The organism is Bacillus sp. RSS_NA_20 (assembly GCF_020165915.1).
Classification (GTDB): domain Bacteria; phylum Bacillota; class Bacilli; order Bacillales; family Bacillaceae; genus Bacillus; species Bacillus altitudinis.
On the sequence record NZ_JAIUKW010000005.1, the window covers coordinates 1,870,660 to 1,883,388 of the forward strand.

General features: G+C 44.1%; 12 protein-coding genes. All 12 read right to left on the bottom strand.

Features of this window, described 5'->3' with window-relative positions:
* Positions 1 to 3: 3 nt before the first annotated feature.
* A complete protein-coding gene (gene nikC, locus LCD32_RS15355) occupies positions 4 to 837 on the bottom strand; it encodes a nickel ABC transporter permease subunit NikC (RefSeq protein ID WP_017359202.1) in 834 nt (277 codons plus the stop codon).
* On the bottom strand, positions 834 to 1,778 hold the full coding sequence (nikB, locus tag LCD32_RS15360; RefSeq protein ID WP_065461109.1) for a nickel ABC transporter permease subunit NikB: 945 nt from the start codon (positions 1,776 to 1,778) through the stop codon (positions 834 to 836). The genes nikC and nikB overlap by 4 nt, the downstream gene beginning before the upstream one ends.
* Before the next feature lie 18 nt (positions 1,779 to 1,796).
* Entirely contained in the window at positions 1,797 to 3,416 is a 1,620-nt protein-coding gene (nikA, locus tag LCD32_RS15365) for a nickel ABC transporter substrate-binding protein (protein ID WP_224564141.1), read from the bottom strand.
* A 164-nt stretch (positions 3,417 to 3,580) separates the two neighbouring features.
* On the bottom strand, positions 3,581 to 4,744 hold the full coding sequence (locus LCD32_RS15370; RefSeq protein ID WP_116306243.1) for a DegT/DnrJ/EryC1/StrS family aminotransferase: 1,164 nt from the start codon (positions 4,742 to 4,744) through the stop codon (positions 3,581 to 3,583).
* Positions 4,741 to 5,430 (bottom strand): acetyltransferase, encoded by a 690-nt coding sequence (locus LCD32_RS15375; protein ID WP_060781437.1) that lies wholly within the window; start codon positions 5,428 to 5,430, stop codon positions 4,741 to 4,743. Before LCD32_RS15375 ends, LCD32_RS15370 begins: the two co-directional genes overlap by 4 nt.
* Positions 5,393 to 5,986, bottom strand: a complete 594-nt coding sequence (locus tag LCD32_RS15380) for a sugar transferase (protein WP_017359198.1) — start codon at positions 5,984 to 5,986, stop codon at positions 5,393 to 5,395. The genes LCD32_RS15375 and LCD32_RS15380 overlap by 38 nt, the downstream gene beginning before the upstream one ends.
* Before the next feature lie 20 nt (positions 5,987 to 6,006).
* On the bottom strand, positions 6,007 to 7,536 hold the full coding sequence (locus LCD32_RS15385; protein WP_224564152.1) for an MATE family efflux transporter: 1,530 nt from the start codon (positions 7,534 to 7,536) through the stop codon (positions 6,007 to 6,009).
* 28 nt (positions 7,537 to 7,564) lie between these two features.
* A complete protein-coding gene (locus tag LCD32_RS15390) occupies positions 7,565 to 8,593 on the bottom strand; it encodes a polysaccharide pyruvyl transferase family protein (RefSeq protein ID WP_108610995.1) in 1,029 nt (342 codons plus the stop codon).
* Positions 8,593 to 9,621 carry a glycosyltransferase family 2 protein gene (locus LCD32_RS15395; protein ID WP_224564154.1) on the bottom strand — a complete coding sequence of 343 codons (1,029 nt, stop codon included), beginning with the start codon at positions 9,619 to 9,621 and terminating at the stop codon, positions 8,593 to 8,595. The genes LCD32_RS15390 and LCD32_RS15395 overlap by 1 nt, the downstream gene beginning before the upstream one ends.
* A 27-nt stretch (positions 9,622 to 9,648) precedes the next feature.
* A complete protein-coding gene (locus LCD32_RS15400) occupies positions 9,649 to 10,752 on the bottom strand; it encodes an EpsG family protein (RefSeq protein ID WP_050826622.1) in 1,104 nt (367 codons plus the stop codon).
* 14 nt (positions 10,753 to 10,766) lie between these two features.
* The gene (locus tag LCD32_RS15405) at positions 10,767 to 11,897 is read right to left on the bottom strand and encodes a glycosyltransferase family 1 protein (RefSeq protein WP_224564156.1); all 1,131 of its coding nucleotides are present in this window, start codon (positions 11,895 to 11,897) and stop codon (positions 10,767 to 10,769) included.
* Entirely contained in the window at positions 11,890 to 12,729 is an 840-nt protein-coding gene (locus LCD32_RS15410) for a glycosyltransferase family 2 protein (protein ID WP_017368088.1), read from the bottom strand. Before LCD32_RS15410 ends, LCD32_RS15405 begins: the two co-directional genes overlap by 8 nt.

Here is a 12,729-nt window from a genome sequence, read left to right on the forward strand (position 1 = left end):
CCTTTACACACGACGTTTGATGCCATATTTCTCTGAAAGGGCTTCTCCCAGTAAGTTGAATAGAATGACCACAGCCATAATCACAAGACCCGGATAAAGCATCAGCTGAGGATTTGTTTGAATATAAGATTTTCCTTCATGGATCATCGCTCCCCATTCAGGCGTAGGGGGCTGAACCCCTAAGCCTAGAAAAGACATGGCGGAAATGTCCATAATCGCCCAGCCCATTTCAAGTGTGCCCACAACCGCGAGTGGCGGCAGTACATTCGGAATCATATGCTTTCTCATGATATTCCAATGGGAAGTACCACTAATCTTCGCAGCTGCAATAAAGTTTTGTTCCTTTAAACTAAGCACCATCCCTCGAAAGACGCGGGCGTAATACACCCACTGCACAAGCATCAAAGCCAGCACCACTTGAGAAAGCCCTGGTCCAAAAATACCGACTAATCCGAGGATCAGCACCAAATTTGGAAATGCCATGACCCCGTCGCACAATCTCATCAATACGTGATCGATCCAGCCGCCTTTATATCCAGAAATCAGCCCTACGATTAAACCGATAGATAGAGAGGAAACAAAGATTAACAACGCACATCCTAGTGAAATACGAGCACCATATAGAATACGAGATAAATTGCATCTTCCCAATTGGTCGGTGCCTAGAGGATACTCCCATGAAGAACCCTTTAGCTTCATTGCAAGATTAACCGCCGCCGGGTCATGCGGAGCGATCCATGGTGCACATATCGTCACAATGAGCAGGAGACCGAGCAGCAGCACACAGATCGAGATCATCTTTTGATGATAGAAGAGGTGTTTTACTTTTGTCATCATGGCTGGCGGCCTTCCTTTCTAGAAATACGGGGGTCAATGAGCAGCTGAAGGAGATCAACTATCAAGCTGCTTAAGATAAAGATACACGCCGCCATCAACACATAAAATTGAATGACCGGCAGATCCCGGTTAAAGATTGCTTCAATAAAAAATCGTCCAAATCCAGGCCATGAAAAAACAGCCTCTACAATAATGGTCCCTGTGAGCAGCTTGCCAAGATTCACGCCAAGTCCTGTCAGCATCGGTGATATCGCCATTCTGAAGACATGTTTGAACATAATCGATTGTTCCTTTAACCCTCTCATTCTCGCATATTGAACAAAAGGCTCGTGAAGCGTCTCACTCACACTCGCTCGCAATAATCTCGTATACATCGCAATTAACGGCACAGCCAGTGTAATGGACGGCAGTACAAGATGTTCCCATGTACCAACACCTTCAACAGGTAAAAGATCGAGTTTCACTGAAAAAAAGAAGATGAGCAAATACCCCAAAACAAAGGTCGGGATAGATGCTCCTAGGAAAGAAATCATCCGGCTCACATGATCTACAACGCCATTTTTTCTCAACCCGCTGAAAAAGCCCAGTGGAATACTGACACAAATTGCGATCAGCAGACTAGTGAACGCCAATTGAATCGTCGCAGGTATTCGATAGATCACCTCATCAAGCACAGGCTGATTGGTCATATACGACCGCCCAAAATCAAGACGGACGACTTTTTCAATCGTATGAAGGTACTGCATGTAAAAAGGTTCATCTAAACCAAATTCACTTCGTTTTTGGGCTAATACCTCATCAGTAGGCTGAATATGAGCCGCTGCTAAATATGCCTCCGCTGGATCAACTGGTGACAGATGAATCATGACAGTTGTGAACAGTGTGGCTAGTAGAAATACAGGAATGATGGATAACATTCGTTTGATGATATAGCGGCTCATTTGCTTACCTTCCTTCTGTTACTTCAGCTTGATGCCTGTGAAAGGGTGTTCATCTCGATTCGCTGGGAAATCAAAGTCCTTCACATCTTTTTGATAAACAGCTGTCTTTTTAAAATAAGAGATTGGCACAATCGCCCCTTGATCTTGCAAGGATGATAAGACGGACGAATAAAGTGCTTTGCGTTTGTTTTCATTAGTTGTCGATGGAATCTCCGTCATTTCTTTGATCAGCTTATCTTTATTCGGATACGCTGAGATCGCCTCTTTGAATCCAAAACCATCTGATGAGACAACGTTCATAAATGTATGCGGATCATACGGCGCTCCATAATTGCTAAAGAAGTTCATATCAAATTTGTTCGCTTTAAACCGCTGAACCTGCGTCGCCAGCTCGACACCTTCAAGTTTGACACCAACGCCAATGGCTGCCCATTCTGCCTGCAGTGTTTCAGCCATTGTTTTTTGAATCGATTCTGCTGAGTCATACATCATACTAAACTCAAGCGTTTTTCCGTCTTTTTCCCGTATGGTTTTTCCTTTTGGAAGTGTCCAGCCCGCTTCATCCAGTAAAGCCTTCGCTTTGTCCACATCATACTGGAAAGATTTCACCCGGATGCCTGACGTATATGGCATGTTTGTCGGCAAGATGTGATCTGCTACATCCTCTAATCCAGAGGTCACACCTTCCACCAATGATGTTTTATTGATCGCATACTGAAGGGCGTGACGCACTTTCTCATCTGACAGCTGATCGACTTTTGTGTTCATGACAAGCTGTCTTGTGGCTACAGGCTCTGACATCTTCGTTTCATACTTGCCGCTCGCCTCTAGTTGTTTAAAAGCATCAAGGCTAATCGTTCCTTCTCCGTAAAGTAGATCTACATCGCCTTTTTCAAATGCCATCACTCTTGTTTCAGCATCTGGAATGACCTTCACTTTGATTTCTTTGACCTTTGGTTTCTCTCCCCAGTAGTGGTCATTTCGTTCAAAAATCGCGTAATCATCTTTTTTGTACGTCTTTAATACCCAAGGACCTGTCCCCACTGGTTTTTCGATTCCTTTTGATGTATCTCCGTTTTTCGGAAAACCTGCTTCGCCTAGGAAACGAACAGGGCGCACAACAGCTAACTCTTGAACAGTTGGATAATAAGGCTCAGTTAATGTGAGTTTAAACGTTTGCTTGTCCACTGCTTCTGTCTTTTTGATTTTCTTTATGACACCTAACCAGCTATGTACTTCTTTGTTTTTTAAAATCGCATCAAAATTCTTTTTCACAATGTTCGCATTAAATTTAGATCCATCTGAGAACGTGACATTGTCTCTAAGATGGAACGTATACACCTTGCCATCCTTGGAAACATCCCATGATTTTGCTAATTCAGGTTTAAGCTTTCCATTTTTCTGATAGCTCACCAATGGTTCGTAAATCATGGATTGGGCAAACAATTGTGATGGATTGTATATGTGTGGATTCATTTCGCCAATATCTCTTGGCCATGCCATGGTGATCATATCGGGATGATCCTTGTCTCCACTTGCTCCATTATTTGCTTGAGAACAGCCTACTAGTAAGAAGATCAGTAGGATAGGTAATATTATATTTATTTTAATTTTCGGAAAATTACTCCAAATCGACATAAGTTGCTCCTCCTAATTGATGCTGATAATCATTTTCATTTTAAGGAGGAAGGACTCTGTTGTCAATATCATATTTGAAACGAAATAACAATATATATTCCTTATTATTCCATAAATTAAGGTATTTGTTAAAAAGAGAGGCAGGCTGCTGATGAACGAGCAGCCTATGAGGAGGGTAATGCTTTCTTTTGCAGGGCGTTGTACAGTGTATCAATGACCAGCTCCTGTTCCGCGTCTGTCATGCTTGTACCAGATGGCAGGCAAAGACCTGTCTCAAATAACAACTCAGATGCAGGGACTTCATCGGCTGTTGTATAAAAAGGATAACCATGAAAGAGCGGCTGCTGGTGCAGTGGCTTCCATACACGCCTTGCTTCGATCTGCTTTTGTTCTAAAGCATCTATCATCTCTACTGGAGACATCTGTGCATGATGATCAATGGTGAATGTGGTCAGCCAGCGGTTTGATGTGGTTTCTTGATATTCTGGCATAAATTGAAGGCCTTCAATATCGGCTAAAGCATCTTGATAACGCTCGAAAATGCGGCGTTTTTGCTGAACACGCTCCTCTAACACTTCCATTTGTGCAATTCCTACACCTGCGAGCAGGTTACTCATCCGATAGTTATATCCCTCCTCTTGATGTTCATAGTGTAGGGCATGTTCTCTTGCCTGTGACGCGAGAAATCGGCAGCGGTCGATGGCTGCTTCATCATCACTGACAAGCATTCCGCCTCCTGATGTTGTAATGATTTTATTTCCGTTAAAAGAGTACACACCGAACCTGCCCATTGAACCACTTTTTCTTCCTTTATATATACTGCCTAACGATTCAGCCGCATCTTCAATGATTGGCACATCATATGCCTCACACACCGCTATGATTTCATCCATTTTCGCACTTTGTCCGTATAAATGAACGACAATAACCGCACGGGGTCTTTTCCCAAGTCGTTTTGTTTCAGCAAAGGCTTTCTCTAACGCCAGTGGACACATATTCCATGTCTCTTTTTCTGAATCAATAAAAACAGGCGTCGCTTGTTCATATAAAATAGGATTTGCACTGGCAACAAATGTGAGAGTGGAACAAAAGACCATATCTCCCTTTTGAACGCCAAGGAGTTTTAAGGCAAGGTGAATGGCTGCTGTTCCTGAAGATAATGCCGCTCCACACTTCACGCCTGCATAATCCGCGACCACTTGCTCAAATTCATTTACAAGCGGTCCTAATGGTGCAATCCAATTGCTTTTAAATGCCTCCTCTATTTTCATCTGTTCTTTTCCACTCATATGAGGAGGAGATAAGTAGATTCGTTTCCTGTCTCTCATGATTTCCCACCTTCTCTTCGATCTTTGATCTCAATTGCAGGAACGCCTACGGCGACTTTCTGATCATGTATATCTCGGGTCACTGCCGCTCCTGCGCCGATCACTGCCCAGCTTCCAATGGTTCTGCCAGGTATGACAGCAGCCCCAGCTCCAATATGAGCACCCTCTCGCACAGAGACACAACCGGTGAGCACGGCTCCCGGGGATAGGTGCGTAAAGGATTCGAGAAAGCAATCATGCTCCACGATAGAACCGGTGTTGATAATGGCATGCTCACCAATCACTGCATCTGCTTGCACAACAGCCCTTGCCATCACAACCGTTCCCCGGCCAACCTTCGTTGACGAGCTCACAACTGCCTCTGGATGAATCAGTGTGGCAAATGCCCTCTCTTCAAATGCGAGACGTTCTTTGATCCCCTGTCTGATTTCGTTTTGCCCAATGGCGATCAGCCATTGCATATCAGGTATTTCCTCACTTACCTTTTGACTCATAGAAATCGGACCATACAGAATGCCGGTTCGAGTGTAAGCTTCCTCAAATCGATCGTCTAATACCGCACACAATGAGTAATCAGGATGCAAAAAAATCAACTCCTGAATGACCTTGCTGTGTCCGCCAGCCCCTATTAAGCCAATGGGCTGCTCTTTACGTATCGGTTCCTTTGAATTTTTCAGCTGTTGCATGATTTGGCTGCTGCACCCCTTCTGTTTTGATGACTTTCAGTAAGGTCATCCATAAGATTTTCATATCGAGCCAAAACGATTGGTGCTCTACATACCAGAGGTCATAGGTGAATTTCTCCTCCCAAGAGAGAGTATTTCTCCCATTCACCTGGGCCCACCCAGTGATACCAGGCTTCACAAGATGACGCTTCGCTTGCTCCTCTGTGTACATTTGTAAATACTCCATTAAAAGCGGTCTTGGTCCAACGAGACTGATTTCCCCTTTGAGTACATTGACAAGCTGCGGCAATTCATCAAGACTGAGCTTACGAATAAAGGCGCCGGTTTTTGTTAATCGAAGATGGTCTGGAAGCAGTACGCCATGTTCATCGCGTTCCTCGGTCATCGTCCGAAATTTATAAAGCATAAACGGCTGTCCGTACAGACCAGGCCGTTCTTGTCGAAACACCACAGGCGCTCCAATTTTCCACCGAATGAGTCCATAGATGAGAAGGAAAAGAGGACTCCCTGCGATGAGCAGTGTCAGTGCCACGACCACATCTATTATTCTTTTCATCATTGCTTCTCCTTTCCACACTAGCGGGAGACAGCTCGTTCAATAGCAGCTTGTTTCACCTTACGCATGAGCTGTATCCGCTCTTGTTTTGTTCCTGCAAATTGATACAAATAGCCTAAGTAGAGAACGAAACATATTCCGCCAATACAAAATAGCTCCCACCATCTCGTCACATCATACACAGCCTGAATGCCGGCACAGATCCCCCATATGAACAGAGCCCCAAACAGCGGAACGACTGTATGTTTATAAAAGATGGTACTTTTCTGTTTCGTGATCTTGGCTGTATACAATGGGAGAAAGACGATATTTTTCATCAATAAAACAACGGCTCCTGCTGATGCAATGCCATATAACCCGAGCTGAAGTAGGTGAGTCAGTACATAGGCGAACAGGACATTGGAACCGCCTAATATGAGTGTCACAACCGCCGGCACTTTAAATCGGTTAAAGGCAGTCGGTACATAGGTCAGCGGTAAAAACATCAACGTGAAACACAAATAAGCCGCATGAATCATCAGCAGCCATTTCAGCTCCTCAAAGGCTGGTCCAAGCCATAACAGCATGAGCGGACCGGCAAGACCTCCTAACAGAGCCGCGGGGAATGCCACAAATAAACCACTCCATTTCATGGCTTTGGCAGCGTATTGAATGAGCCCCTGCTCGTCTTGATTTGAATATAATTTTGTGATCGTTGGCGCAAACACAACCGCAAGTGTCCCTGCAAGGGTGCGCAATAATAATGGAAATTGTAAAATGGCGGCATACTGTCCAGTCGCTTCTGCCCCAATCAGTAAGTTGGTCATCAATAAATCGATTTGTAAAAACAACAAAATGCCCATTTGTTCAAATGAATGCCACACCCCTGATCGAACCAGCGTGAGACTTGAAGATAAAGAAACGTACCGCCACTTAAACGAAAACCAAGGAATGAGTTTCTTAAAATAATAGAGACCCATTCCCAAAGCGGCGAAACTCCCCATAACGGCTGCAAGCGGAATATGCCAAATAGCTGGTGTCGTCACGGTAAATAGCAGCACAATCACAAGCGCCCTGCCAAACATCTGAATGGCCTGTCCAACACTCGATACATATAATTTGTTCGCATAAAATGGTGCCGCCCCAATACCAGACATGACGAAATTGAGCATAAATAAAAGACCCCCCAACACAAAGGCGATCTGTGTATCTTTTGCAAGATGAGCAGGCACATGGAGCCAATCAACCAGCTGCTGAGACATGAATAGACAAAGTAAAAAAAGACAGATGGATAAAAAAAGAGAACTGACAAAATAGGAAGCGAGATAGCGCTGCGCTTGTTCCATCTCTCCTTTATGAGCGGCAACAGAAAAAAAACGCACCACCACAGCACTTAATGAAGCCGTAATGACCGATAAATAATTGATCATATTTTGCGTCAGATGAATCAGACCAAACGCTTCCACTCCAAGTGTATGAACAATGTAAGGCGTTAAACAAACAGACATCAGCATCATCAAGATAAACGTCATCACATTTGCACTGACATTGTAAAGAAACGCACGGTTCATGGTGATTTCACGCAGTGTTTAAGGGCCTTCATCCAACTTCCTCTTCCTTTTGTCCGCTTGTTTTCATATACTGATGAATGGCCTTTTTCACCGCTTCCTCCTTTGGTTCCTTCAAAAGGGTCATAAATGGCAAGTGCGCTACCCATTCATATCCTTCCATGACTTTATGATCAAACGACCTGATGACAACACACGGTGTATGTGTGATCGCACAAAAGATCATGCCATGCAGTCGATCTGTCACGACGACTTGTGCCTGTCTCAACTGCGTCCATAACGTGGATAATTCCTCTAAACGAGTCGTTCGATTCACTCGCTTCCCAATGGTCGTTGTGATAAAACCAACTTGATCATACGTTTCTTTGATATGCTCCTGCAGTTGTTCTCGTTTCTCTTTCGTGAGATATGCCTCCTTATCCTCACGCAGACAAAGCAGCACACCTTTACGGGTTTGACTCTTTGATGTTTCGTCTAATGTCAGGACCATATCAGGCTGTTTCCACACCTCTTTATTAGGAAAATGCTGCTTCATCCATTGATAGGTGGTTTGATCTCTTGCCATCAAAAGAAGCCTCGGGTGTTGCTGATATGCTTGAATAGCGCGGCGTTCTTCTCTTTTCCCTCTCTTTGTTTCTGTAAAATGAGCAGTAGCGGGCAGCTGAATGACGGGATAGGACTTAAAGGCGTTCATGATAAATTGTCTTGTCCATTCTTCATATCGGTATAAATCGCCCATGTTGCCCCCGCCGATGATACAGACAATGTCCTCTGGGTGCCGCGCGTGCTTCAGCGGACGTGCTAGACGATACATCTCCTGCATGTCTACTTCTATGATTTGATAGTCTGGAAAATGCTTTTGTAAAAAACAGCAGCTGGCATAGGCAATCGCGTGATCACCTAAGTTGTCATGTGCCGGCAGCAGCGTGAGAATGATTTTCTTCTGATGACGCAGCTCTGGCAGTCTTTGGCGGCTCAACCTATATTGAAGCGGATACTTGACCTTTAAGAGCAGCCACTCTGCGGCATGTGCTTTTAATTGCTGCAATGTCACACTCATCACCCCGATTTTCTCGTTTGATATTCAATCCATTTTTGATAGCTTGAAGCTGCGGCAGAGAGCGGATACACCCACTGCATCCTAGCCAGGAATAAGATCATTCGCTTTCGCACAGTCAGCTTCGATGGTTCCACTTGTTTCACAGCCTTCTGAAAAGCTTCATGTGTCACCATTTCACGCATATGACCAAGCTTTTTTTGAAAGGAAAGGGAATTTTGGCTCTTCCATTCATTGAGCATACAATGCAGCGTATGATTCACGATAAAAAAATAAAAAGCCTTCTCATATGGTGTCAGCTCATCATGCTCTTTTAAAAACAAACGCTGCGCGTCATAAAACGCCAGTCCATGCTGAAAATACTGCTTTTGATATCGCTGGACAATGGATGACAAATGAACCCGGTAATAATAAAGCGGCTCATGAACAAAGGCAATGACACGTGATAAAGAAAAACAGCGCAGCGTGACATATTGATCTTCAATATTCTCAAGCTCACCTCTCAACGGAAAACGGATATGATGCTTTTCGATAAACGCCCGCCGATACAGCTTATTCCATGAGAATCCCGTGATCTCACCATGTAATAACGATTCTATTAAACTTGTCTTATCGGCTTCCTGCTGAGCTAACAGCGTCGTCGGTATGATCCGTTTTGACTGTTCAAACTGAATCCAATATTCACTGACAACAAGATCGGCACCGGTATTTTCGGCTTCTTGATATAAAGCTTCACAGTATTGAGGAGCGAGAACATCGTCTGAATCAACAAAGGCAAGATACGTTCCTGTTGCTTCTTCTATGCCCCTGTTCCTCACCGCTCCCAGCCCTTGATTGGTTTGGTGAATCACCCGAAATCGCTCATCACGCGCAGCAAACGCTTCAAGGATGTCTCCACTGTAATCGGTAGATCCATCGTTAATGAGGATGACCTCTATATCTGAAAAGCTTTGGTCTGCAATCGATTGAAGACACTGCTCCACATATTGACTAGTGTTATAGACTGCGACCAATAGACTGATAGCTGGCATGACAGCAAGCCCCACCTTTCTTCAAATCTACTTTGTAAAAATCGTTCGGTACGGTAAAACAGAAGAATCAAACGGCATCAGCATGATGCTGTACAAAATATAGCAAACCGCAATTCCGATATACATAAAAAAATTGGTTCGCTGATCAAAAATCCGTGTGAAATAAGGCAGTAAAATGAGCTGATACAGACCAAAGTAAATATGAAATCTTGCATAAATGACATCCTTCGTTGCAAGGATGCCAAACAAAAATCCAAGCAAGCAAAAATTCACAATATAATCACTCTCTGGCGTCAGCTCACGAAGTCGTTTTCGACAAAAGAACGCAAGCAATAACGGCAAAATCAAGACACCAATTTTCGTCACATTCATTCCATTCGTATTCGTTGTCAGCCACTCCTCGTAATGACCATAAGAACTCCCTTGCAGCATCACCACAAACACGGAGACAAAGCGGTCATACAGAGCAGTTAAGCCTAGAAAAATCATACATAACACAAGCATCATCCAAGACCATGCCTTTGTTCTGACGATGAAATAGACTGGAATCATAATGAGTGCCGATGAATGAAACAGCGCGCATACAAGCACGAGCGGAAAATACCATTTCCACTGACCTTTGATGACAAAATGGATGGCATAAAAAAGAATCGCTGCCACCATATACTGCCGCATGCCATTAAACGAAGCGTAATAATGAAATGTGCCGAGAAATAGTAGCATACTAAGCTCAAATGGCCGTCCATATCGCACAAGTGTTTTGATAATAAAAAAATAGGTGATGATCCCAACTGTGATATACATGATTTGCGGCTCATGTGACAGTTGATTGAGCATCCACAAGATCAATGTAAAGCCCGGATCAGTGGCGGCCTTGTCTACACCGAATCCGAAAATATGCCAAGGCTTGTCATAGTTGACGGAGAACTCATACATTTGTCCATAGGTGACGAAATCAGTTCCTACTTTGTAACGTATGCCCGCCACAATACAAAGAAATAAAAACGGAAAAAACACCAGAAGCTTGTTCGGCCGCCAGCCGCTTTGTATGGTATCATCACGTCTGCCATAAAATGCAGCAAAGCTCGACCATAAATAGACCATGATCATGTTCACCAAATAAACCGCCATCTGCCAATCCTTCCTTATAATCCATACACATTCATCACACGGGTGATGTTCTGTTTCACATCAAATCCTCTAATGCCAAGCTGAGAAATAATCGTCTCCTGAAGAGGAGGGTCTGCATGGTAGGCTTCTAGTGTGGCTTTCATCCACTCATGTGCTGAATCTTGCAAGGACTTCCGTTTCACAAGCCCACAACCTAAATCGACTTCCTTTGTGATATGATCTGAAATCACACATGGGAGTCCAGATGCCTGCGCTTCCACTAATACGAGCGGAAGACCTTCAAACAAAGACGGCATCACAAACACATCAAATGCTTTCATATACTTCGGAACCTCTGAGACAACGCCCGTAAACACAATGTCTTCCATTAATCCGGCTTTCACTGCATATGATTCAACCACTGGCCGGAGCGGCCCATCTCCTATGAGAACTAGCTGAAAGGAGACCCCTTGTTTTTTCAGTGTCTGCGCTAATTCGATGAAAAAAACATGGTTTTTCTGCTCATGAAATCGGCCAATATGTCCAATGATCAGTTTTCTCTCGTGAAGATGGAGGCCTTTTTTCATCTTCACCTTCGCTTCTGGCTCCAACTGAAAAAAAAGATTCAAATCAATCCCATTTGGCAAAATGTCCACTCGTCCATCGTGCATTCTTTTTTGTCCAAATAAAAAGACACCGGCATCTTCACCGCATGCAACAAGCTTCGTAGAAAAGGCAAAGATCAGCTGACGAAATCCTTTGAGCATCAAATGATCCACCCGGCTAGGAGACTGTTTCCAAGCCGTATTATGTGAATGGCAAATGCGTATCTTCACACCTGCCAGTTTCGCAGCAAGGGCAGAAAAGCCCGTTTGAAAATCTGTATGTGCATGCACCGCCTGATAAGGTCCCGTTTGCTTAATCGTCTTCGTCAACGTTTTGACAAACGTCCATGGAGAGGACGCTCCAATACTTGGGACATAAAAAATCCGCCCGCCAAGCTGACGAATTTCCTCATCGTAATCACAGACATCCTCTCGGTGGGTAATGAAATCAAATTGAAGAACATTTCGGTCGATTGCACGATAGATATTCATGATCATCGTTTCTGCACCGCCTCTGTTCATTCCGCCCACAACATGAAGTACACGCTTTGGCTCACTCATCCCGAATCGTCCTCCTTTTCACCATAGATCCTCCAAGTTTCCGCTGATGATAAAACCTCATGATCTTTGGTGACATACAGGCACGGATGACCGGCTTAAGCGCAAAGAGATAATCAAACGGCGACAATTTTAATTGCTTGCATGCTTTTAACACAAGCCAGGCATTGTCCATTGAGTATCGGAATTTCCGGCGCTGAAAGGCCGCTTCATCCTCCCTTACAAGGTATAAGGGCTCTTGCAGATTAAAGCCTTTTCTCCCCGCAGCAAAAAAACGAATCCAAAGATCGATATCTTCCATCCGTCTGGTTGTTTTGACAGAACGATAGCCATTTAAAGCCTTGTAGGCAGACGCTCTCATCATAATCGTCCCATGACAAAAAGGCGTTCCTCTTGCTAGCACCCTTCGATCAGGCTCTGAGACAAGTGCTCGAACGCCCTTCGTCCCTGACTCATCAAACACCGTCATCGCCGTACCAACCACATCATATTCCGGATGTGCATCAAGGAAACGAACCTGTTTTTCTAATCGTGTAGACACCGATATATCGTCGCCATCCTGTCTTGCAATCAGTTCTCCATTCGTTTCAGTGAGACAACGATTTAAACTGGCGGCAAGTCTTTGATTGTGTTCATTTCGGATGAGGCGAATTCTATCGGGTTCACGCATGGTATAGTGCAGCACTTTTTCATAGGTGCCATCTGTTGATGCATCATCACATATGATGAGCTCCCAGTTTTCATAGGTTTGACGGAGAATCGATTCAATGCTTTCTTCTACTGTCTCTTGGCAATTGTAAACACCCATGATAATCGATACTTTCGGCTGACGCAT